Raw genomic sequence first — 20568 nt, 5'->3', positions numbered from 1 at the left:
CGGGGGTCAGATGCGGGTCCCGCCGGGTCTGCGGCCGGGTTCGCGGCGGTGCTGGCGCAGTGCGAGGTGGGCCTCGCCCAGCGCCGCCTTCAGCAGCGTGATCTGGTCCAGGAGCCGGCGTTCGCGCTCGGCCTCCTCGGAGCGGCGGACGGGAGGGCGCAGGCCTTCGTGGCCGGCGCTGATGAACTGTCGGCGCCAGTTGGCGACGGCCTGCGGCGAGACGCCCGCACGCTGCGCGGCCTGGGAGAGGGTGATGCGCTTGCCCAGCAGGTCCAAGACGAGGCGCGCCTTCTCTTGGGGCGGTAGGACGGGTTGCGGCGACACGGCATTCCCCCTGTGTGCTGCGTCTACGGTCGGGCAGGGCCGGGCGACGGTGCCGGGCCTCACAGGTCGGGCAGGGCGGTGTTGCCGTCGCTGTCCAGGAGGTCCGCGAGCATCGGTATGTACGTGTGGAGGCTGTCGTGCCAGCCGACGTAGTTGGCGAAGTCGTGGGCGTGCGTGGCGATGCGGACCACCGCCCCGGCGGCGACGACGTCCCGGTCCCAGCCGGCCGGGCCGTACCCCTGGAGGAAGGCCGTTGTCAGACCGGGGAGGCGGGGCCGGGGCGTGGAGGCCAGTTCGGCGGTACGGCGGAACTCCTCGATCTCCCCCACGATCCAGCCGATGTCCGCCTCGGGACGTCCCCGGGCGGCTTCCAGACCGGACAGCACGACGGCAGGCCGGCCTGGACCGGTTCCGGGACCGGTCCCGGGGTCGTCGGGCATCACGATGTTGCCGAGCGTCAGCCAGCCGTGCAGCACGGTGTCCGCGTCCGTCGGCCGCAGCAGGGTCTCGGTGAACTCGCGCAGCTTGGCGAGCCGGTCGGGACCGAGGCTGCTGCGCAGCCGGTAGTGGAAGCCGGCGCCCGCCCGGGTGCCGCGGCCGCCGTCGAGCCAGGGCTGGAACCGGGTCAGGCCGGGCGGCGCCGGGTACTGGCCGAGGTACGCGGTCGCGGGCCGCGCGGTGTGCAGGACGCGCAGACGGGCGCCGAGACGGCCGAGCATGGAGCCGACCGGGCCGTCCGGTTCGACCGTGGCGTCCGTGGCGCCCTGCCTGGACGTGGCGCCCTGCTCGGACGTGCCGCCCCGCTCGGACGTGCCGCCCCGCTCGGACGTGCCGCCCCGCTCGGACGAGCCGTCCCCCGCGAGCAGGAGCCGTGCGGCGCTGCGGCTTCCGGCGGTGTCCCAGGTGCCGTGCTGCGCGTCGGCCTCCACGGGCGTCGCGAAGCGCAGCTCGTCGTCGGAGGCGGCGTGCGCCCGCGTCGTGAAGTCGTGCGGGACGGGCGGGTAGGGGGCCGGGTGGTTGCTGCCGCGGCTGTGGCTCCAGCGGACGGTTCCGTCGGGGAGCCGGGTGACGCGGGTGGTCTGGAGCCCGGTGCCGTACGTGGAGGTCTGCTGCCCGGCGTCGATCGTGGACGTCCGCTGCCCGGCGTCGTACGCGCTCACGCGGCATCACCGCTGCTCGGCGCGGCCCATGCCCGCAGGTCCTCCAAGGCGGTGAGGGCGTCGGGGAGGTAGGCGGCGCTGCCGATGCCCTCCTCGCCGGTGGACGCGCTGACCCCGTTCACGGGCGGCAGGACGGTGATGTTCTCCCTCGTCGACAGTTCGACCACGTGCCGCTGGTAGGCGGGGTTGAGGTGGCCGCCGGGCGGGAGCGACGGGCAGATCACGATGGGGGCCCGGGTGCACTGGAGCGCGAGGAGCACGGGGGTGTCCGCGAGGCCCGTCGAGAGACGGGCGATGAAGTGCATGGTCGCCGGGTGGACGAGTACGGCGTCGGGCCATGCGGCGAGGTGCGTGTGCAGGGCGCCGTCCGGTTCGTCCGGCCAGGTGTCGATGGTCGGGAGCCCCCGGCCGCCCGTGGCGGCGACGGCGGTGGTCCCGACGAAGCGCCGGGCGGACCGGGTGATCACGCTGTGGACTTCGGTGTGCGGGTAGTGGGTGCGCAGCCAGCTCATCCAGGCCGGCAGGAGCATCGCCTGTATCCCGCCGGTGGTGATGTAGAGGAGCCGGCGGGCACGGAACTCGGGTGCGGCCGCCGGGGAGGGTGTGGGCAGGACGCTCATCGCCGCCCACCTCGTCGGGCGAAGGCCGTGGTGATGGCGGCGAGGTCGCGGATCGCGGCGCCGGGCCCCTCGTGCATGTGCAGGCCGCAGACGTTGACGATCACGTCGTCGACGCCGGCGTCGTGGTACGCGGCCAGCGTGGCGGCGATCTCGTCGGCGTCGCCGGTCGCGAACAGGCCGTGCTCGATGACGAGTCGCGCTCCGGCCGCGGGGTCGGTGCGGTCGACGGGGATGCCGGCCTGGCGCAGCATGTCGGTGTAGTGGGGGGAGGACAGGTGCGGCCCGACGGCCTTGAGGGCGACCTGTCGCAGGTCGCGGCCGGGCCGTGTGAGGGCGCAGTGGACGACGCTGGCGACGCGCGGGGGGCCGGGCCGACCGGCGTCCCGCGCGGCCTCGGCCATGACGGGCAGGAGGCGCTCGCCGAGGTAGGACAGGGGGGTCAGCCAGGTGATGGCCCAGTCGGCGGCTTGCCCGGCCAGCCGTGCCATCGCCGGGCGCAGCACGCCGAGGCCGATTTCGACCGGCGGCGTGTCCATCACGGAGAGTTCGACCCCCTCGGTCTCCCAGGGCCCGCCATCGCCGGTGGCGAGTTTGCCGTCGAGCAGGGTGCGCATCATGCGGACGTAGTGGCGGGCCGCGGTCACGGGCTTCTCGTACGGGGCTCCGTTGACGCGGCGCTGGAGTTCCTGGCCACCGGGGCCGATGCCGCTGATGTACGAGTGCCCGGACAGGGCCGCGATCGACCGGGCGTTGACGGCCGCGGTCATGGGGTGGCGCAGGGGCATGAGGGTGACCGCGGTGCCGAAGCCGATGTCGAGGCCCATGCCGGTCAGGGCGGCGAAGACGGTGTGGGTCTCGATGGTGAACGACTGTCCGAGCCACAGGCGGCGGCCGGACGTGTTCTCGGCGACCCGGGCGTAGGGCAGCACGTCCCCTATGTCCGCGGGCATCGCCGGGTACATGACGCTGATCGTGGGCAACGTGGTCATCCTTCGCTGCTGGAGGCGGGCGGGGTGGTGCGGCCAGGCCCGGCGGACTCCCAGGGCCACGAGCCGGGCAGGTCGGCCGCGTCGGCGCAGACCGCGCCGCTGAAGCGGTCCGGGGCGAAGTGCGCGGCGGCGGCGCGGACATCGGCGAGGGTCAGGCGGGCGACGGCCCGCGGTACTTCGGTCAGCGCCGTCGGCAGGTCCTGGGTGACGGCCGCGGTGAGCAGGGAGGCGCGGCCGCTCTGGGAGCCCGCGTTGATCGCGTAGGCGCCGGTGACGTAGCCGCGGGCCGCGAGGAACTCCTCCTCGGTGGGGCCGGTGGTGGCGAACTCCTCGGTCAGGTCCCGCAGCAGCAGCATGGCCCGCGGGGCGTGGCGGGTGTGTACGTCGGCCTCGATGACCACGACGTCCCGGTCGACGTAGTCGGTGGCGGCCCGGCACCGGTAGGCCAGGCCGTCCCGTTCCCGCAGCACCGTGTTGATGCGGGAGGAGAAGCTGCCGCCGAGGACGGTGGCGGCGATCTGGTGGGCGGCGTAGTCCTGGAGGCCGCGTCGGGGCGGGGCGGGCGCGACCAGGCGGATGCGTGCCTGCTCCTGGCCGGGGCGGTGGCCGGTCGTGATCGCGGGTCGCGGCCGGCCGGCGGTGCCTGGGGCGGGGTCCTGGAAGCGGTCCTGGGAGCGGTCCGTCCAGCCGGACACCGCGGCCGCGAACCGGGCCATGACCTGCTCCGGCTCGGCGGCGCCGACGAGGGCGAGGTGGCCGCGGTGGGGGGAGACGAACCGGGCGAACGCCTCGGTGACGTCATCGGGGGTGACGGCGGCCGTCAGGGCGGGATCCGGGGCCGGGTCCACGGCCGGCGGCAGGTGCCCGTAGTACTGCGACCACATGAGGCGCGTGGCGTGCACGGAGGGCTGGGAGGCGGCCGCCGCGGCCTGCCGGGTGACGAGGGTGACGGCGCGTTCGACGGCGCGGGCGTCGAAGGTGGCGTGGACGAGGTCGGCCAGGGTCTGCGCCATGAGGGGCTGGAGGTCGGCGGTGGCGTGCAGGCCGAGCAGGAGCCAGTCGCGGCGGCGGCTAGCGGCGGCGATGCCGCCGGCCTGTTCCAGCCGGGCCGTCGCCGGGTGGAGGGACCAGCAGGCGGCCACGACGTCCGATGCCGCCAGGTCGGCCGGGGTGTGCAGGGGCAGCCGCAGCGCGAGGCGGGCTTGGAGGAGCGGCACGGTGCGCAGGGGGGTGGCGGCCAGGCGCAGCCCTCCCGGGGTCCGGCTCGTGAGGACCTCCGGGGCGGGCACCACCGAAACGGCAGCGGCGGCGCGGACCCCCGAAACGCCGGACATGGCAGGCACGCCAGGCACAGCAGGCACGGTGTGGGCGCTCATCGGGCGGGCTCCTCGGGCAGCAGGGTGAGCAGCGCGCGTCCCGCGGGGGAGGACACGTCGGCCGCCGCGGCGGCGAGGTCGCCGTCGCTGAGGTCGTCGATGTGCCGGGCGAGGTCCTCGCCGATTCCGGCCCGGTCGAAGAGGAGTGCCCCGCGGGCGAGGAACCGTACGCGGTAGGCGATCGAGTCGAAGTCCCGGTAGAAGGCGGTACGGGCGCAGGCCACCGCGCGCGCCGTCTCCGCTCCGTGGGCCGCGCCGCCCGCGACCTCCGCGAGGTGGCCCTTGACGGTCTCCTCGACCTCGTCGGCCAGCCCGGGCGCGTGGTGGGCGACGATGACGAAGGTGTCGGGGTGGGTGACGGCGAGCGGCCCGAAGTAGCCCGCGGCCGAGTCCACCTTCGCGCCGAGCGGGGTCAGGGCGGCGCGAAGCCGGGCGTGGCTGCCAGTGGTCAGCAGGTGGGTGAGCGCGACGTGGGCGGCGTACGCCCGCAGGTCGCGCCGGGCGTCGGGGAGGCGGGCACCCAGCGCCAGCGCCGGCTGGGGGGCCAGCGGGTCGAAGCGGACGCCGCGCCGCTCCTGTTCGGGCAGCGGCTCAGCCAGGTCGGGCGGAGGTCCCGGCACGGTCCGGCCGGGTACGCCACGGAAGGCCGCTCGGGCCTCGGCGAGGGCCATCTCGGGGTCGAGGTCGCCGCACATGGCCAGGACGGCGTTGCCCGGGGCGTAGTACGTACGGAAGAAGGCGCTGCAGTCCTCGGTGGTCGCGGCGTCGAGGTCGGCCAGTTCACCGAAGCCGTTGTGGGTGTTCGCCCACCGCTCGAACATCACGCCGGGCAGCACGGTCCACGGGAATCCGCCGTAGGGCCTCCCGGTGACCTGGAGGCGTATCTCCTCCTTCACCACGCTGCGCTGTGTGGCGAACTGTTCCGGAGAGATCGTCAGGAAGCCCATGCGGTCGGCCTCCAGGTCCAGCACCTTGCGCAGCGCGCCGGCGGGCACGACCTGGAAGTAGTCGGTCGAGTCGGGGAACGTGTTGCCGTTGACGATCCCGCCGCACGCCTGCACGGCGGCGAAGTGCTCTCCCGGAACGGTGTTGCGGGAACCCTGGAACATCATGTGTTCGAAGAGGTGGGCGAAACCCGACCGGCCGGGTGTCTCGGTCCGGAAGCCGACCCGGTAGTTCACCGATACTCCGACCCCGCTGGCTCCTTCGACGCGCTGGGCCACGAGGCGCAGGCCGTTGTCGAGTGTCGTGTGATGGATGGCGTCCGCTGCGTCCGGCATACCGAGGATTACAGCCGCGTCGGCGCGGGGCCACCAACCATTACTTAATGCCGCGGGAGAAAAGCCCAGCAGGGCGGGCACGGGGTCTCCCCGAACTTCAACTTACCGGGAAAATTGGAGGTTGCCGCCTGCGCGGATCCCTCCCTACTGTCCGCCGTATGGAGACAGGAAGCCGTGTACGAGGCGGGGCCGTCCAGCTCACGCCGGTCGATCTTGACGGTGTTCCGGAGGTCGATTCACTGCTCGCACGGCTCGGGATGGGAATTCTCGACCGGGCCACTGTGCAGGCGAATCCCGGACGCAATGACAATTGGAGCGGAAAGACCGCCGACGGAACGGATGTTTTCGTCAAACGCATCAACGGGCCCGACAGGGAAGCCCGGCTGGAGCGCACCACGGCGTTCTGCGCCGCGGCCGCCGACCGCGTGGCGACGCCGCGCCTCCTCGGCTCGGACCCGGAGAACGGGCTGCTGGTCTTCGCCCGGCTCGGCGAGAGCCGCAGCGGTGCCGAACTGGCCGCGGACGACGCCTTCGACGAGGTGCTCGCCGAGCAGGCGGCCATCGCCGTGGCCGCCGTGCACGGGCTGGATCCGGCGGGCTTCGACACCGCGCCGCACCCGCTGCCGCCGACCGGGAACCTCGACGCGGTGCCGTACGCCTTCTTCACCGGGGCGACCGCCGCCGAACTGGCCACGTGGCGGCTGATGCACGGCGACCCGCAGTTGGCCGAGGCCTTGCGCCGGCTGCGCCACGCTGACGACGAGACCATCCCGTCCCGGTGCCCGATCCACGGCGACATGCGGCTGGACCAGTTCCTGCTCGCCGGCGGCCGGCTGTACCTGACGGACTTCGAAGAGGCCCGGATCGGCGACCCCGCCAGGGACCTCGGCGCGTTCGCCGGCGAGTGGCTCTTCCAGGCCGCCCTGCGGATCCCGGTGACTTTGGCCGAGTCCTCCCCGATGGGGCACACCCCGAGCCACGAGGAGATCATCGCGACCGGCGTCGGCGAGATCGAGCAGCGCAGCCCGGTCGTCCGCCGCTTCTACGCCGCCTACCTGGAGCACGCCCCCCGCTCCGTCCGGGACGACGGGGAGCTTTCGGCCCGGGCCGCCGCCTACGCCGGCTGGCACATGATGGACCGCATGCTCGCCACGGCGAGCTCCTCGACCCGTCTGTCGCCGGTCTCCAAGGCCGCGGCGGGCATCGGGCGCACGGTGCTCCTGTCCCCGGCCGAATTCACCTCGTCCCTGGGTCTGGAGGCCTGACATGCCGTACGGAAACCTCGGCCTGGCCGACCGCATCGCCGTGCTGGCCGAGCGGGTCACCGTGACCGCCGGCGGGCTCAAGGCGGAAACCGCGGGCGAGCTCTACGAGGCGGACAATCCGCAGGCGCTAGCCCGCCGCCTGGGCTCCGTCCTCTACGACACCCTGCACTCCGGCCGCGCCAAGCCGCTGGACGCCAAGCCGCGGTCGCTGCGCAACGCCGCCCTGGACGCGGCTCTCGACGAGGCCACCGGGGAGCGGACCACCACCTCCGTGGGGCGGCTGGCCGCGGAGGCCGAGGACCACCTCGTCGTGCTGCTGGAAGGGCTGCGGGTCCGTGTCCCGCACGACCGGGTGAGCGCGCGCAGCGACGACGGCAGCGGCGGCGAGCGGGTCACCGTCGTCGTGCCCTGCGCCCGGCCGGGTCTGTCGTCGGGCTTCTTCCTGGCCAACTCCAGCCTCCCCGCGCCCGAGCGCAGGGGACCGCTGCTGCGCCTGTACGGGCACCTGGACACTCCGGGCGCCGCGCCGGAGGTCTGGCGGGCTCTGGTGGACTTCCTGGAGGACTCGGGCGTGCCCTGGCAGGCGAAGATCGCCTCCTCCCCGATCGTGTACCCCCGCAACGACGCCCTCGTCGTCTACCTCCCGCGCCCTTCCTGGAGGGTCGCCCGCGACTGCGCGTCGGCGCTCCAGGCCACCGGACTGCTCGCCGGGGGAACCTCGCCCTTCACCCGGGCCCTCACCCCGTCGGTGGGATGCGCCTTCGAGCCGGACGACCCGCGGCGGGCACGGCAGGAGCTGAGCTTCGGCCAGCACCGCGCGCAGGTGTTCGCCGAAGCGCTCGTACGGCACGCGACGGACGCGGGCGACGGGAGCGAGCCCTTGGCCGACACCGTCGCCACGGCCTTCCTCGACGCCGGGATCGACCCCGCCGAGCCGGCCCGCAACCTCTCCTCCCCCATCACCGATGTCCTCCGGCCGTCCTGAACCGGACCGGATCCACGACACCGAGACAGATCCCTGGAAGGGACTACGCACATGACTGACATCCAGAGCTACGACGTGGTCGTGGTGGGCGGCGGACCGGCCGGTTCGACGATCGGCGGGCTCCTCGCCCGGTCCGGACACCGGGTGCTCATCCTGGAGCGGGAGAAGTTCCCCCGCTACCACATCGGGGAATCGCTGGTCACGGGCATGACCCCGCTGATGGAGGAACTCGGCCTGGTGGAGGAGCTGGACCGGCGATTCCAGCACAAGTCCGGGATCTCCCTGCGCTGGGGCCAGGACCCGCAGCCGTGGCGCAGCGACTTCTCCTCGACCGGCAGCATCTACAGCCACGCCTGGCACGTCACCCGCAGCGAGTTCGACGAGCTGATGCTGGACAACGCCCGCACCCTGGGCGCGACCGTCCTGGAGGAGGCGCACGTCACCGAGGTGCTCGGCGCCGACTCGGGTGCGGTGACCGGCCTGGTGTACACGCACGGCGGTGAGCGGTTCCAGGTCGACAGCCGCTACGTGGTCGACGCCTCGGGGCAGTCGCGCGTCGTCGCCCGCCGCACCACCGAGACCCAGTGGCAGGACGACCTGCGCAACGTGGCGATCTGGGGCTACTACGACACGTTCACACCCATCGAGCACGGCGACGACATCCTGTGCGAGGCGATCGAGGGCGGGGGGTGGATGTGGGGCATCCCGCTGTCCAAGGACAAGCTGAGCATGGGGCTCGTGCTGCCGGCGGAGCAGCTGACGGAGCTGCTGCGCCAGGGGCTGAGCCAGCGCGACATCTACCTGCGGGGCCTGGCCGCCAGCAACATCGCCAAGACCATGGTCAACGCCGACGACACCCAGACGGAGCTGAACACCGCACGCGACTGGTCGCACCTCAGCGATACCTTCCACGGGCCGGGATGGGTCGCGGTCGGTGACGCGGCCGCCTTCGTCGACCCGCTGTTCTCCTCCGGGGTGTGGCTCGGCAGTTCGGGTGCGTGGCTCGCGGCGCGCGCACTGAACGTGGCGCTGGCCGACCCCGCGAACGCCACGCACGCCCTCCAGCGCTTCGACGGCGTCTACCGGCAGTTGTTCAAGGACATCCTCACGTACGTGCGCTTCTTCATGGACCCCAACCGGCTGCGGGAGGAGTACATGCAGCGGGCCCAGGAGGTCACGCAGATGTACACGACGTCCTCGCGGGTCGGCTTCATCGCGCTGATCTCCGGCATCGGCGCCGTGGCCGACCTGGTGGACTTCGACCCCATGGGCATGGAAGGCCTCGTGGAGGTCATGACGGAGCGTACGGAGCAGGCGAAGGCCCGTATGGAGGCGGAGGCGGCTGCCGCCACGGTCTGAGGCGGTGGCGGCTGCCGCCACGGTCTGAGGCCGGCACTGTATTTCACTGCCGATGGTGCGGTTTTCCGGTAATTACCGGGGAGCCGCATCATTTTGTTTTCAGGTGCGGACAGGGCCTGGTCAGGCCTACGGATCCGCAAATATTGAGTTCCAGTCACATTCCCGCAGGTCAGCCGGGATTCTGGTTAAACGGGTCAAATTTCAAAGCGTCGACAGCCCTCCGGGGATGTGGCAGATTTCTCTTTGTCAGAAGAAAGCCGGAAAGCCTTCGGGCCACGGTTTCAGATCGCTAGAGAGGTCATTCTCATGAACGAGAAGCTCATCGCCGGTTACGCCGCCTACACCGACGCCGACGAGTTCGGCTCGACCACCCTGGGCGACGCGCCGGCCACCATCGAGACCGTGAGCTGGGTCGTCTCCGCCGCCTCCGTGGGTGCCAGCGTCGCGGCCACCTTCGACGTCGGCTGCTGAATCCGGCATTCGACCGGCTTCTTCGACGCGGCGGCCCGGCGGGAGACCCCCCTCCCGTGTCCGCTGGTGTCACCACACGGTGCGGTTCCCCGGTCCCGGGGAACCGCACCGCGGCGTTTTGAGGTCCTTTCCAAGCATTGCCCCAGCTTGCCGATGTCTGCCGGTTCCCGCAGATAGGGCCGGTTCCCGGCTAAACGTCGCCGCCGAACGGTCGTCGACAGTCCCGCGCGGCGCGTGCCAGATTTCACCTCGTCAGCCGGAGCGGCCGAAAAGATCCCGGCCCTCCGGTCCACGTTTCGAGAGAGGCAGTTCCCATGAACGAGAAGCTGATCGCCGGTTACGCCGCCTACACCAACGCCGACGAGTTCGCCGCCAACGTGCTCGACAGCGCGCCGGCCACGATCGAGATCATCTCCCTGACCGTCGCGTCGTTCGTCGCCTCCGCGGAGACCTACGACATCAAGTGCTGATTGCGGCGGCCGCCGGGCCGCTCGCCTGAGACGACCGTACGGAAGAGCCGGCAGCCACTTCGGAGGTCGCTGCTCTTCCCCGCCCAAGGAAGGAACCTCATGAACGAGAAGCTCATCGCCGGTTACGCCGCCTACACCGACGCGGAGGAGTTCGCCGCCGACGCACTGGACGGCGCGCCCGCCACGATCGAGATCGTCTCCCTGACGGTCGCGTCGTTCGTCGCCTCGGCGAAGACGTACGACATCGCCTGCTGAACAGTGTCCGATGCGCACGGGGCGCCGTCACCCACCGCTCGCGGTGGGCCGGGCGCCCCGGTCGCGCGGCGCTGCCTCAGGCGTGGCGCGCGGCCGTCTCCGCGATGGTCCGCAGGGCGGTCAGGTGCCCCGCCAGGGCGCTGCGGCCGCGGTCGGTGAGGGAGAGCCAGGTGCGGGGGGTCTTGCCCACGTGGCCCTTGCGCACCGCGAGGTAGCCGAGTTCCTCCAAGGCGGCGACGTTCTTCGACAGGTTCGACGGGGAGAGGCCGCAGTACTCCTGTACCGCGCGGAACTCCGCCTCGTCGCAGCCGGACAGGAAGGCCGACATCCGCAGCCGGTTGGCCGTGCGGAAGGCGTCGTCCAATTCGTCCTCGTCCGTCATGCGCGGGCCTTTCTGTGGAGTGCCACCCAGGTGTAGGCGCCGACGACGACGCCCAGTCCGGCGTAGATCCAGCGGGTGTTCGGCGACGAGGTCAGCGCGCACACGACGATGGTCACGCAGCTGATGCCCACCGTCCGCCAGCGCTCGCGCGCCGGTCCGCGCAGGCCGACGACGCCTTGGCGGGCCCGGATCCGCAGGACCAGTGCGGCCGCCGCCAGCGCGAGGAGGACTCCCCCCGCGACGCTGAGGAGCTTTAACCAGCCGGGCTCGGGGCTGGAGCCGGCGAGAGCGATCGCGCCGCCCACGAGGACGGCACAGACGGGCGGGGCCCAGCCGGGCAGTCGCAGCTGCACGGAAGCGTCGTAGGACTGGCGGGCCTCTTCGAGGGCGTTGCGGGCATGTTCTGCATCCATGTTTGCCATGTTGGCATGTACTTTCCTGATTTTCAAGTAGTAGCTTCCTCGGCAACACCCCAGCCAGGAAGAGAGATCCGGACGTGAAAACCCTGGAGATCAACGCGCTCACCAAGCGCTACGGCGAACGCTTGGCCCTCGACTCGCTCTCCTTCACCGTGCCGCCCGGCGAGATCTTCGGCTTCGTCGGCAGCAACGGAGCCGGCAAGACCACCACCATGCGCATCGCCGTCGGCGTCCTGGGAGCCGACGAGGGCGACGTCCGCTACGGAGGCGCGCCCGTGGACGTCCACACCAGCGCCCGCTTCGGCTACATGCCGGAAGAACGCGGCCTCTACCCGAAGATGACCGTCGCCAAGCACCTGGTCTACCTGGGCCGGCTGCACGGCCTGAACACGAAGGACGCCCGCGCGGCGATGCTGCGCTGGACCGAGCGCCTTCACCTCTCCGAGCGCCGCGACTCGGCGATCGACGCGCTCAGCCTCGGCAACCGCCAGCGCGTCCAACTGGCCGCGGCCCTCGTGCACGACCCCGACGTCCTCATCCTCGACGAGCCCTTCTCCGGGCTGGACCCCCTCGCCGTCCAGGACATGGCGCAGGTCATCAAGGAAAAGGCCGCCGACGGCGCACCCGTCCTCTTCTCCAGCCACCAGCTCGACCTGGTCGAGCGGTTGTGCGACCGCGTCGGCGTCGTCCGGGAGGGCAGGCTCGCCGCCTGCGGCAGCCTCGACGTCCTGCACTCGGCCGGCCCCGCCCGCCTCTTCCTCCAGGTCGACGGAGCCCGCGCCGACTGGCCGGACCGCTGCGCCGCCGTGGCCGCGTACGAAGCCCACGAGGACGGGATCCTCGTCGAACTCGCCGCCGGACACGACGAGAACGACCTGCTGAGGGCCGCTGTCGACCAGGGCCGCGTACGCCGCATGGCCTGGCAGCGCCCCACCCTCACCGAGATGTTCCGCGATCTGATCGAGCCCGCCCAGCCTGCCGAAGGTGCCGTCCGATGACGACCACGCCCGCCCCCCGCCCCCGCTCCTCCGCGCTGCGCGACATCGGCCTCGTCTACCAGCGCGAGGTCACCGCCCGCCTCTCCTCCAAGGGCTACTTCGCCGGGATGCTGATCATGACGGTGGCCGTGGTCGCCATCATCATGGGCCTCTCCTCCATGGGATCTCCCAAGACCCTCCAGGTCGCCGTGTGCGGCGCGGACACCGCCGAGTTCGGCACACCGCCCGAGGGCGTCCGTATCCGTGCCTGCTCCGGCATCGCGCAGGCCCGCACCACCACGGCCGACGAGGACACCGACGCGGCCGTCGTCGTCGAAGACGGCCACGTCACGCTCCTGGTCCGCGGCGACGGCGACCAGCAGGCCCGCGACGCGGCCGCGGCCCTCGGCCGGACCTGGGCGCTGAACCGGGCCTATCAGGACCAGGGCATCGACCGGGACCGCCTCACCCGGCAGCTCTCCACGGCCGCGCCGCGGGTCGAGACCATCGGCGACGGCGTGGACGGCAAACAACTCGGCGCCGCCGTCAGCCTGGTGATCATCCTGTTCATGCAGATCGTCGGCCAGGGCTCGCTCATCGCCCAAGGCGTGGTGGAGGAGAAGTCCACCCGCATCGTCGAGGTCCTCCTCGCCACCCTGACGCCCCTGCGCCTGATGGCCGGCAAGGTCGCCGGCATCGGTACGGCGGCCGTGCTCCAGATCCTCGTCCTGGTCGGGGCACTGGTCGGCGCGCGGGCCGCCGCGGGCGGCGGCAGCGGTGTGGTGCCGGGGGCCGGCGCCGTGCTCTCCCTGCTGGTGTGGTTCTTGCTCTCCTTCGCGCTGTTCGCCGGCCTGTTCGCCGCCGCCGGATCCCTGGTCTCCCGGCCGGAGGACCTCCAGTCCGTCTTGATGCCGGTCATGATCCTGGCCCTGCTCCCCGTGGGCGTCGCCGCCGTCGCCGCCAACGATCTGAGTGCGCCGTGGGTCGAAGTCGTCCAGTACCTGCCCCCCTTCTCCGGGGTCCTGATGCCCCTGAAGGCGAGCGTCGGGGCCGTCTCTCCTCTCGAACAGCTCCTCGCCGCCGCGGTCATGCTCCTCGCCGCGGCCGCCTGCATGTGGCTCGCCTCGCGGATCTACCGGGCCTCCGTGCTCAAGATCGGCGCGACTGTGCGCTGGCGCCAGGCCCTGGCCGCCTGACCGACCCGCGTCCCGACCCGCCCCGAGAAAGGTTCCCGACATGCTGCACACGCTCCACCTGCTGGGCGTCCTCGCCGCCGTACTCGTCGCCGCCCGGGCCGGGAGGGTCACGGCCCGGTGGTTGCGCCAGCCCGAGGTCATCGGCGAGATGACCGCGGGCCTGCTCGCGGGCCCGGCCGTCCTCGCCCTGCTGGGCCGCCCGGGCTTCGACGCGGCCCTGCCTCACGCCGTGCTCGCCGACCTGAAGACGGTCGGCCAGGCCGGCCTGATCCTCTTCCTCGTCGGCCTCGCCCACCACCTGCGCGGCGGAGCCGTCAACCCCGGGCGCCGCACGGTCGCCTGGGTGACGGCCGGCTCCCTGCTCCTGCCCCTGCTGTGCGGCACGCTGCTGGCCGTCTGGGTGATCACGCAGGAAGGCGCCGAGGTGCGCGGTCAGGCCCCCACGGCCGCGTTCGTCCTGATGACCGCGGTCTCCCTGAGCATCAGCGCCGTGCCGGTGATGGCACGGATCATCAGCGCACGGAACATGCACGACTCCCCGGCCGGGGCCCTCACCCTGACCTCCGCCGTCGTGATCGACACGCTGGGCTGGCTGCTGCTGACCCTGGCCCTGTGCCTCTCCACGGGCAGCATGCACGGGTTCGTACGCTCCCTGACCGCACTCGCCTTCGCCGCCGCGTGCGCACTGGCGATCCGACGCGTCCTGTCCTGGGCTCCGGCCCGCGACTGGTGCGCGCGCTCGCCGCGCCCGGCGGCGGCGGCCCTGGGCGTCACGGCCGTCGCCGTCGCACTCGGTGTGGAGCACCTCGGGATGACGGCGATCGTGGGCGCCGCCGTCGTCGGTCTGGCGATACCGACGGACGAGCGCTCGCCCTGGTCGGGCGCCGTGGCCTCCGTCACCCGGGTCGGGAAGGCAGTGGTACCCGTGTTCTTCGTCGTCACGGGCGTCACCGTCTTCGGCGAGGGCCTCACCTCGGCCTCCTGGCAGCTCTTCGCCCTCGCCCTGTTCCTCGGGATCGCGGGCAAGACCGCGGGCGGCTACCTGGGAGCCCGGGCAGGGGGCATCACGCCTCACGAGTCCCGGCAGGTGGCCGTACTGATGAACACCCGCGGCCTCACCGAACTCATCGTCCTCCAGGCGGCCCTGGCGACCGGTGTCTTCACCGCCCCGCTGGCCCTGGTCCTGGTCTGCATGGCCCTGGCGACGACCGCGATGACCGGCCCGCTCCTGCAGCGACTGGACCGCACGGAACCCGCCCCAAAGCCGCTCCCGCTGACGCCCGGAGTCCTTTCCTAGGCGCACTAGGAGCCCCGGGCGGTGGGTCAGGCCCGACCCCCGCAGGCAACGCCCACCGCCCGGCCACTTCCCCGCCGCCGGCGCAGCCAGGTGATCGCATACGGTGGCCGGCCGGGCGGGTTCGGCCCGCTGGCACCGGTCTCGCGCGGCGGCGCGCACATCTGCCTCCTGGAGTACGAGGAAGACAACGGCAAGCCGGTCCCGCCGCAGTTCGAGTACTTCCACGACGGCCGTCTGCTGAGCGCCTGCAACCTGCACCTGGACTACGCGTGGGGCTACCGCGGAGTCGACGGCGACCCCGCGACGGCCGCCCGCGTGCAGGAACTGCTGACCGCGGCCGGCCTCCCGGACCGGGAACGGGACCACAGGGACGTACACCGCCTCGCGCTGGGCATCGTCGAGGAGTTCTTCGGGCTCTCCCTGCCGCAAGACCCGATCGTGAACGGCACTTTGCCGGCCGTCCTTTTGGAGCCGGCTCGATGCTGCGGCCACCCCGCCGGTGAATGAGGGCCCGGAGTGAGGATCTGCCGAAGGCCCTCGCGGCCGCGCGTGAGCTGCTTCGGCTGGCCGATCCGAGCAACACCACGGTCAACGTGTTCGGCCAGACCGACAGTCGGGAGCAGCTGCTGCGCATGCTGGCAGCCCTACCGGAGGCGACCTGCATCAGATCGGCGGACGTGAGCGGGCCGATCACCTGGTACACGGAAGAAGGAGATCCCGGGCATCCCTGCCGACCGTTACCCGATAGAGGCGTCCGTGGAGGACCAGCCGCTCGGCGCGATGGGCGAGGCGGCACTCCTGGCGACAGGCGACAGGCGACACCGGGCTACCGGGCTACCGGGCTACCGGGCTACCGGGCTACCCGGCAGTCTGGAGTGGTGGGACACCCCGTGGCCGGAGGTGCCCGCGCTCGGCTTGCCCTCCGAGGTGAAGGACGCCGATGTCCAGATCTCCGTCAACTGCCGAGGCCTCTTCAGTGACGATCCCTCGCCGGACCACACCGTCCACGTCCATGTACGCGCGAACGGCCAAGCACGGGCCGAGTGGCTTGCCGAGCAGGTCGGCCTCTGCGTGATCGGGCCGCCTCGGCACGGCGGGTAGCGGCCGGCTACGCGCCGACGGTCCGCTCGCCGACCCGACCGGGTCCGGTCATGCCGGTTCAGGCGCTTCGGGGTCGGGCCATGGCGGGCTGGCGGGGGGTGCCGACCAGGGAGGAACGGGTGCGCAGCGAGGCGCGGATGGTCTGGAGCTGGAGGTAGGAGTCGCCTAATGCCTGCTTGAGTTCGGCGACCTGGCCGATCAACTGCTGCTCGCGCTGGGTGGCCTGGTCGAGCCCGGTCTCCAGGCCGGTGCGGCCCGCGGTGACGAAGCGTCTCTTCCAGTTGTATATGGCCTGGTCCGTCACTCCGGCGGCCCGGGCGGCGTCGGCCGCGGTGGTCTCCCCGGCCAGCACGGCCAGGACGATGGCTACCTTCTCCTCGGGCGGGAGGGCGGGCGGACGGGGCATGTGGCTCTCCTTGAGGCGTGCTGTGTGCGGGCGGTGGCAAGGAAACGGGCAGGTCCGGATTACGGCCGGGGTGCGTCGGTCGGCGGGCCGGTCCGGGTCACGGCCGGGGTGCGTCGGTCTGCGGGCCGGTCCGGATTACGGCCGGGGTGCGTCGGTCTGCGGGCCGGTCCGGATTACGGCCGGGGTGCGTCGGGCTGCGGGCCGGTCCGGAGGCGCCGCCAGGCGTAGGCGGCGGAGATGATGGTCATGTGGTGGTGCCAGCCCGGAAAGGAGCGCCCCTCGAAGTCGGCCAGCCCCAGCCCCGCGTGCATCTCGGCGACGGACCGGCCGGAACGGTCCACCAGGCTCGTCAGGGCCAGCAGGTTGTCCATGCGCTCGTCGACCAGGCTGGTCAGCCACCAGCGTCGGGTCCGCTCGCCGCCGCGCCCCGTCGCCAGTAACCGGCAGCGGACCGGCGCGGCGCCGGGCACCCACACGGGGGCGGTGGAAGTGGCCTGCGCGGTGCGGGTGGTGAAGGTCGCCGCGCCGTCCGCGTGGTCCGTCAGGAAGCGCACCTCGCGCTCCGCTCCGCTCGCGGTCACGACCCGGGCGTGGGGCGCCACCCGCACCGCGAAGTGCCGGCCGCGCCGGGACAGCGCGCGCACCAGGTGCAGGTTGTCGGCATGCGTCGACGTCAGGTCGGCGACGACCGGCAGCGCATGGGCGCCCGCCCGGTCGTCCCAGGCCGCGACGAGGTCCGTCGCCTGCTGCTCCAGTGTCCGGTCCCAGTCCTCCCCCTGGATCCGCGCACGCTGCCGCTCCGCCTCGGTCAGCCACCGCTCGGGCAGGTGCAGGCGCCAGTCCGTGGGCAGGGCCTCCTGCCCCGAGGCGAGGAAGACGCCGAGCCCGACCTGGCAGGTCGCGGCCCGGCCCAACTGCGGAACGAAGCGGGTGTGGACGCCGCAGGTGTGGTCGCCCCGCTTGGGGATGTACGCGACGTCGAGGACGTACGCCTCGGGCGCCAAGCGGGCGGTGATCCAGCGGGCGAGCTGCTCCCGCACCGGTTCCCATTCCCACGGGCTCACGTTGATGAACTGGTGCATGCACTGCGACGCGGTCGGTGAGGCCGCGACGGCCGAGGCTATGCGGCGCAGGGACTTCTTGCCGGGTGTGACCAGCAGTCCGCGCAGGTAAATACGGGCCCAACGGCGCTGATCGGCACGGGGAAGAGCGGCGAACAGCTCCTCCGCGAACGCGTCGACGGACTCGACGGACTCGGTCGGCCCGGTCGGGCCGGTCAGACCGGCCGGCCTGACCGGCCCGACCGATGTGGTGGATGCCGGGGCGTACGCGTACGTGGTCATGAGGCGTCTCCTCCCCCTCCGGCCAGCAGGCAGCTGGCGAAGACGAGGGAAAGAATAACGAACATCCCTTTTTTTTGGAGACCCTTGCTCGATCCTCGCTCGATTTCGCCATGTCGCAGGCGTGTGTCCGATATTCAGTGCTCAAGTACCGGATATCGGACGCCATGTTCGCCAACTCTCCGTTGCGGAACTTCTGCCTCCCTTCACACACTGTCAACGGAGTGAGATCGGAGTCGAGATGACCATGCAGGAACGGGCCGTACGGACGCGCTTCCAGTTCGTGCGCGCCGCCGCCGAGCTGTTCGCCGAGAACGGCTATCACAACACGTCGCTGGCCCAGGTCTGCCTGACCGTGGACCACTCCATGGGCGCCCTCACGTTCCACTTCCGCACCAAGGGCGAACTCGCCGACGCCGTGGAGGAGGCAGGGCGGACACGTGTGGCCGCCGCCTTGGTGGCGGCCAAGGAACAAGTCGACTCCCTGCCCCCTCTCGCGGGGGTCGTCCGGCTGTCCGTCGCGTTCGCGGAACTGCTGGACACGGACTGCACGGTGCGGGCCGCGCTCACCCTGGCCCGCGACCGAAAGCACCCGGACCTGCTTTCGGAGGTGTTGGTTCCCCTTATCGGCGAATTTATTGACGGCGCGTTCGACCAAGGCCACATCTCCGCCGAAGTGAGCAGGGAGACCGTCCGATCGCTCGCGGAGCTCCTCGTCCGGGGTGCGGCTTCGCGCAATGGCACGCACCGCTCGGGCGCCGAAGACCTGGCCCGCCTGTGGCGGGCGGTCTTCGGTGGACTTTCGGTCGGAGCTGTCGGCGGCGCCGATCCGGGAGCGAATGCCGAGTTGCTGCGGAAGAACATGCACGAGCGGGGCGAAGACCCGGAAATCCTGTGGCACACCGCCCGAATTCAGCCCGCGCGCCTGACGGGCGATCCGCTGTGGCGCAACCCCCTCACGGGGTAGCGGCGGAGCCCGCGGCCCCGACCGCGACGCCCGGCCCGACGCCCGGCCCGACGCGCAGGCACGCGCGGGTCTTGGCGCTGGTGAGCGCCGGCAGGAAGTACCGCCACAGGACGACGATGCGTTCGGGCAGGTCACGGCGGTGCGTGGCAGCGTTGGAGAAGATCTGCGTACCGGTGTAGGCGCCGACGAGGACGGTGGCGAACTCCCGGACGTCGACGTCGGCCCGTAGCTCTCCGTTGCGCCGGGCGGCCACGAGCTGCAGGTGGAACTGCTCGACCCACTCCTGGTAGGCGGTGTCGACCTCGATGCCGAGTTCGCCCTGTTCCACCGCCAGCCGGACACTCGCCCGGAAAAGCACGTTATTCGTCAGCTCGTGGGCGATGTGGAAGGTTATGTCGATAAGGCGCTGCAGGCCGTCCGGACCGGACGGGAGTTCCACGAAGTCCTGCTGACTCGCCATCACCGCATGGGCAAGAGCTTCTTTGGACTTGAAGTGGAAGTACATACCACCCTGAGTCACCCCTGACCGACTCATGATCTTGCTGATGGTGGTGCCCGTGTAACCGAACTCGTCGAAGACTTCGGCGGCTGCACGGAGGATCGTCTCGCGGGTCTTCAACGCGCGTTCCTGCTTCACCAAAGATCCCCAATATGCCCTCGACAAACAAAACGAACACCCCTTATGTTACAGAGCGTCAGAGGTCTCGACCAGGGGTCATTCCCCCGCGCGGAGCCGATGTACGTTGCCAAGGGGGGCCACGAGTGCTTGTTTCAGCGGAACGTCCGGCAGCATCGCAGCAACCGATCTTGACGAGCACCGTGGCAAGAGAGTTCGTACACCGGGCGGCGCTCGCGGACGTGTTCCTGACGGGATGGCGCAAGACGGGCAAGGACGCCTTCAGCGTGACGGCCCAATGGCCGCGCAGCCACGGCTTCTACACCGTCGAGGACGGGGTGTACGACCCCATGTTCGTAGCGGAAACGATCCGCCAGACCTTTCCCCTGCTGATGCACGCCGCCTACGGGATGCCCTTCGGCCACCAGCTCAGCTGGTCCCAGTTCCAGTTCACCCTCAACCCCCGGGCGATGCGCGTCGAGCGCACGCCCGCCGAGCTCGAATTACGCGTCCGATGTCGCGACATCCGCCTCCAGCGGGGCATTCCCGCCGCCATGAGCATGCGCATCGACGTCCTGCGGGACGGAACGACGATCGCCATGGCCAGCACCCGCTTCGGCTGCCACTCTCCCCAGGTGTACCGGCGCATGCGCGCGGGCCTCGCGGGACTGGCCGACGTCTTCGCAGCCGCCCCCGAGCCCCCGCCCCCCGCCTCCTGCGCCGCGGTGGGACGCACCCGGAGCCAGGACGTCGTCCTCTCCCCCACCGACACGCCCGGCCGCTGGCAGCTCAGACTCGACACCGAACATCCGGTCCTCTTCGACCACCCCGTCGACCACGCGCCCGGCATGGTGCTGCTCGAAGCCGTACGACAGACCGCCGCCGCCCTCAACCAGGGTTCCCCAGCGGGCACCCTCACCGCGCTGGACATCGAGTTCCACCGCTACGTGGAGTTCTCCGCTCCCTGCTGGATCGATGCCGAAGCCGTGCCCGTCATCTCCGCCGGCGCCCAGTCCCGTACCCACCTCACCGCCCATCAGAACGGCGTGCCCGTCTTCACCGCGAACGGCGACATCACCCCCCTCTAGGGCGCATCGTTGCCTCAGGCAGCTGTCTGCCGCGACCCGTCAGGTTCCCTCGACGTGCCCGGGCCTGGCGGCGGCTGCCCCGTCACGCGGATCGCCCCACGCGATGCCCCCCACACACACGGCCGGAGTGCCCCGAGCCGGAACGCGGCCCCACCCCGAGCGCCCGCCCCGCACGGCCGGCTCGACGGCTTGCCTTACCCGGCCCTTGCGTCGCTTCGGTCGCTG

24 protein-coding genes are annotated in these 20568 nt (G+C 71.7%); 13 read left to right on the top strand and 11 right to left on the bottom strand.

Annotated features, from left to right (window positions below; all coding sequences use genetic code 11):
* Positions 1-6: 6 nt before the first annotated feature.
* From ACFWBY_RS33920 to ACFWBY_RS33895, 6 genes are read right to left on the bottom strand one after another with little or no spacing between them, the layout of a single operon-like run.
* The gene (locus ACFWBY_RS33920; protein WP_308379001.1) at positions 7-324 is read right to left on the bottom strand and encodes a helix-turn-helix domain-containing protein; all 318 of its coding nucleotides are present in this window, start codon (positions 322-324) and stop codon (positions 7-9) included.
* Between the two features lie 59 nt (positions 325-383).
* Complete coding sequence (locus ACFWBY_RS33915; protein WP_385337181.1) at positions 384-1484, bottom strand: hypothetical protein; 1101 nt, start codon at positions 1482-1484, stop codon at positions 384-386.
* Positions 1481-2104: a flavoprotein gene (locus tag ACFWBY_RS33910; protein ID WP_385337178.1), complete on the bottom strand. Its 624-nt coding sequence runs from the start codon at positions 2102-2104 to the stop codon at positions 1481-1483. Before ACFWBY_RS33910 ends, ACFWBY_RS33915 begins: the two co-directional genes overlap by 4 nt.
* The gene (locus ACFWBY_RS33905) at positions 2101-3093 is read right to left on the bottom strand and encodes an LLM class flavin-dependent oxidoreductase (RefSeq protein ID WP_385337176.1); all 993 of its coding nucleotides are present in this window, start codon (positions 3091-3093) and stop codon (positions 2101-2103) included. The genes ACFWBY_RS33910 and ACFWBY_RS33905 overlap by 4 nt, the downstream gene beginning before the upstream one ends.
* On the bottom strand, positions 3090-4427 hold the full coding sequence (locus ACFWBY_RS33900) for a M16 family metallopeptidase (protein WP_385337173.1): 1338 nt from the start codon (positions 4425-4427) through the stop codon (positions 3090-3092). The genes ACFWBY_RS33905 and ACFWBY_RS33900 overlap by 4 nt, the downstream gene beginning before the upstream one ends.
* A 38-nt stretch (positions 4428-4465) precedes the next feature.
* Positions 4466-5749 carry a M16 family metallopeptidase gene (locus tag ACFWBY_RS33895; RefSeq protein WP_385337170.1) on the bottom strand — a complete coding sequence of 428 codons (1284 nt, stop codon included), beginning with the start codon at positions 5747-5749 and terminating at the stop codon, positions 4466-4468.
* A gap of 158 nt (positions 5750-5907) precedes the next feature.
* Between ACFWBY_RS33895 and lxmK the strand changes: the two genes are divergently transcribed.
* The 6 genes from lxmK to ACFWBY_RS33865 all read left to right on the top strand — a co-directional run bounded on the left by lxmK (position 5908) and on the right by ACFWBY_RS33865 (position 10554).
* Positions 5908-7014 (top strand): class V lanthionine synthetase subunit LxmK, encoded by a 1107-nt coding sequence (gene lxmK / locus ACFWBY_RS33890; RefSeq protein ID WP_385337167.1) that lies wholly within the window; start codon positions 5908-5910, stop codon positions 7012-7014.
* A gap of 1 nt (position 7015) precedes the next feature.
* Positions 7016-7999 (top strand): T3SS effector HopA1 family protein, encoded by a 984-nt coding sequence (locus ACFWBY_RS33885; RefSeq protein WP_385337163.1) that lies wholly within the window; start codon positions 7016-7018, stop codon positions 7997-7999.
* A gap of 51 nt (positions 8000-8050) precedes the next feature.
* Positions 8051-9358, top strand: a complete 1308-nt coding sequence (locus ACFWBY_RS33880) for an NAD(P)/FAD-dependent oxidoreductase (protein WP_385337160.1) — start codon at positions 8051-8053, stop codon at positions 9356-9358.
* 306 nt (positions 9359-9664) lie between these two features.
* Positions 9665-9829 carry an LxmA leader domain family RiPP gene (locus tag ACFWBY_RS33875; RefSeq protein WP_214947144.1) on the top strand — a complete coding sequence of 55 codons (165 nt, stop codon included), beginning with the start codon at positions 9665-9667 and terminating at the stop codon, positions 9827-9829.
* Positions 9830-10143: 314 nt separating this feature from the next.
* On the top strand, positions 10144-10299 hold the full coding sequence (locus ACFWBY_RS33870) for an LxmA leader domain family RiPP (RefSeq protein WP_214947143.1): 156 nt from the start codon (positions 10144-10146) through the stop codon (positions 10297-10299).
* 99 nt (positions 10300-10398) lie between these two features.
* Positions 10399-10554 (top strand): LxmA leader domain family RiPP, encoded by a 156-nt coding sequence (locus ACFWBY_RS33865; RefSeq protein WP_214947142.1) that lies wholly within the window; start codon positions 10399-10401, stop codon positions 10552-10554.
* Between the two features lie 76 nt (positions 10555-10630).
* On the opposite strand, the gene ACFWBY_RS33860 is transcribed toward ACFWBY_RS33865, so the two are convergent.
* Together ACFWBY_RS33860 and ACFWBY_RS33855 are read right to left on the bottom strand one after the other, a co-directional pair.
* Positions 10631-10936 (bottom strand): transcriptional regulator, encoded by a 306-nt coding sequence (locus tag ACFWBY_RS33860; protein WP_385337156.1) that lies wholly within the window; start codon positions 10934-10936, stop codon positions 10631-10633.
* Positions 10933-11349 (bottom strand): hypothetical protein, encoded by a 417-nt coding sequence (locus ACFWBY_RS33855; RefSeq protein WP_385337153.1) that lies wholly within the window; start codon positions 11347-11349, stop codon positions 10933-10935. Before ACFWBY_RS33855 ends, ACFWBY_RS33860 begins: the two co-directional genes overlap by 4 nt.
* Before the next feature lie 83 nt (positions 11350-11432).
* Between ACFWBY_RS33855 and ACFWBY_RS33850 the strand changes: the two genes are divergently transcribed.
* From ACFWBY_RS33850 to ACFWBY_RS33830, 5 genes are all read left to right on the top strand, one after another.
* Positions 11433-12353, top strand: coding sequence for an ABC transporter ATP-binding protein (locus ACFWBY_RS33850; RefSeq protein WP_385337150.1), 921 nt, complete (start codon positions 11433-11435; stop codon positions 12351-12353).
* A complete protein-coding gene (locus tag ACFWBY_RS33845) occupies positions 12350-13528 on the top strand; it encodes an ABC transporter permease (RefSeq protein WP_385337148.1) in 1179 nt (392 codons plus the stop codon). The genes ACFWBY_RS33850 and ACFWBY_RS33845 overlap by 4 nt, the downstream gene beginning before the upstream one ends.
* A 40-nt stretch (positions 13529-13568) precedes the next feature.
* Positions 13569-14825: a cation:proton antiporter gene (locus ACFWBY_RS33840; protein ID WP_385337146.1), complete on the top strand. Its 1257-nt coding sequence runs from the start codon at positions 13569-13571 to the stop codon at positions 14823-14825.
* A gap of 90 nt (positions 14826-14915) precedes the next feature.
* The gene (locus ACFWBY_RS33835; protein ID WP_385337143.1) at positions 14916-15332 is read left to right on the top strand and encodes a hypothetical protein; all 417 of its coding nucleotides are present in this window, start codon (positions 14916-14918) and stop codon (positions 15330-15332) included.
* Between the two features lie 249 nt (positions 15333-15581).
* Positions 15582-15926: a hypothetical protein gene (locus ACFWBY_RS33830; RefSeq protein WP_385337141.1), complete on the top strand. Its 345-nt coding sequence runs from the start codon at positions 15582-15584 to the stop codon at positions 15924-15926.
* 58 nt (positions 15927-15984) lie between these two features.
* Here ACFWBY_RS33830 and ACFWBY_RS33825 read toward each other — a convergent pair whose 3' ends face one another.
* The gene (locus tag ACFWBY_RS33825; RefSeq protein WP_385337138.1) at positions 15985-16332 is read right to left on the bottom strand and encodes a helix-turn-helix domain-containing protein; all 348 of its coding nucleotides are present in this window, start codon (positions 16330-16332) and stop codon (positions 15985-15987) included.
* A 173-nt stretch (positions 16333-16505) separates the two neighbouring features.
* A complete protein-coding gene (locus tag ACFWBY_RS33820; protein ID WP_385337135.1) occupies positions 16506-17675 on the bottom strand; it encodes an IS701 family transposase in 1170 nt (389 codons plus the stop codon).
* Positions 17676-17913: 238 nt separating this feature from the next.
* Between ACFWBY_RS33820 and ACFWBY_RS33815 the strand changes: the two genes are divergently transcribed.
* Positions 17914-18639 carry a TetR family transcriptional regulator gene (locus ACFWBY_RS33815; protein ID WP_385337132.1) on the top strand — a complete coding sequence of 242 codons (726 nt, stop codon included), beginning with the start codon at positions 17914-17916 and terminating at the stop codon, positions 18637-18639.
* On the opposite strand, the gene ACFWBY_RS33810 is transcribed toward ACFWBY_RS33815, so the two are convergent.
* A complete protein-coding gene (locus ACFWBY_RS33810; protein WP_385337129.1) occupies positions 18629-19276 on the bottom strand; it encodes a ScbR family autoregulator-binding transcription factor in 648 nt (215 codons plus the stop codon). The genes ACFWBY_RS33815 and ACFWBY_RS33810 overlap by 11 nt on opposite strands.
* Before the next feature lie 170 nt (positions 19277-19446).
* Between ACFWBY_RS33810 and ACFWBY_RS33805 the strand changes: the two genes are divergently transcribed.
* Complete coding sequence (locus ACFWBY_RS33805) at positions 19447-20343, top strand: ScbA/BarX family gamma-butyrolactone biosynthesis protein (RefSeq protein WP_385337126.1); 897 nt, start codon at positions 19447-19449, stop codon at positions 20341-20343.
* Positions 20344-20568: the final 225 nt, after the last annotated feature.

Origin of the sequence: Streptomyces sp. NPDC060049, assembly GCF_042736715.1 — a bacterium.
Classification (GTDB): Bacteria; Actinomycetota; Actinomycetes; order Streptomycetales; family Streptomycetaceae; genus Streptomyces.
This window is presented reverse-complemented; position numbering and strand designations above follow the sequence as displayed.

Excerpts from the sequence above, each read along its gene's own strand:
- ACFWBY_RS33870 (WP_214947143.1), top strand. The coding sequence starts at position 10,144 with ATGAACGAGAAGCTGATCGCCGGTTACGCCGCCTACACCAACGCCGAC.
- ACFWBY_RS33885 (WP_385337163.1), top strand. The coding sequence starts at position 7,016 with ATGCCGTACGGAAACCTCGGCCTGGCCGACCGCATCGCCGTGCTGGCC.
- ACFWBY_RS33845 (WP_385337148.1), top strand. The coding sequence starts at position 12,350 with ATGACGACCACGCCCGCCCCCCGCCCCCGCTCCTCCGCGCTGCGCGAC.
- ACFWBY_RS33880 (WP_385337160.1), top strand. The coding sequence starts at position 8,051 with ATGACTGACATCCAGAGCTACGACGTGGTCGTGGTGGGCGGCGGACCG.
- ACFWBY_RS33900 (WP_385337173.1), bottom strand. The coding sequence starts at position 4,427 with ATGTCCGGCGTTTCGGGGGTCCGCGCCGCCGCTGCCGTTTCGGTGGTG.
- ACFWBY_RS33860 (WP_385337156.1), bottom strand. The coding sequence starts at position 10,936 with ATGACGGACGAGGACGAATTGGACGACGCCTTCCGCACGGCCAACCGG.
- ACFWBY_RS33815 (WP_385337132.1), top strand. The coding sequence starts at position 17,914 with ATGACCATGCAGGAACGGGCCGTACGGACGCGCTTCCAGTTCGTGCGC.
- ACFWBY_RS33905 (WP_385337176.1), bottom strand. The coding sequence starts at position 3,093 with ATGACCACGTTGCCCACGATCAGCGTCATGTACCCGGCGATGCCCGCG.
- ACFWBY_RS33875 (WP_214947144.1), top strand. The coding sequence starts at position 9,665 with ATGAACGAGAAGCTCATCGCCGGTTACGCCGCCTACACCGACGCCGAC.
- ACFWBY_RS33855 (WP_385337153.1), bottom strand. The coding sequence starts at position 11,349 with ATGGATGCAGAACATGCCCGCAACGCCCTCGAAGAGGCCCGCCAGTCC.
- ACFWBY_RS33820 (WP_385337135.1), bottom strand. The coding sequence starts at position 17,675 with ATGACCACGTACGCGTACGCCCCGGCATCCACCACATCGGTCGGGCCG.
- ACFWBY_RS33825 (WP_385337138.1), bottom strand. The coding sequence starts at position 16,332 with ATGCCCCGTCCGCCCGCCCTCCCGCCCGAGGAGAAGGTAGCCATCGTC.
- ACFWBY_RS33865 (WP_214947142.1), top strand. The coding sequence starts at position 10,399 with ATGAACGAGAAGCTCATCGCCGGTTACGCCGCCTACACCGACGCGGAG.
- ACFWBY_RS33895 (WP_385337170.1), bottom strand. The coding sequence starts at position 5,749 with ATGCCGGACGCAGCGGACGCCATCCATCACACGACACTCGACAACGGC.
- ACFWBY_RS33840 (WP_385337146.1), top strand. The coding sequence starts at position 13,569 with ATGCTGCACACGCTCCACCTGCTGGGCGTCCTCGCCGCCGTACTCGTC.
- ACFWBY_RS33910 (WP_385337178.1), bottom strand. The coding sequence starts at position 2,104 with ATGAGCGTCCTGCCCACACCCTCCCCGGCGGCCGCACCCGAGTTCCGT.
- lxmK (WP_385337167.1), top strand. The coding sequence starts at position 5,908 with ATGGAGACAGGAAGCCGTGTACGAGGCGGGGCCGTCCAGCTCACGCCG.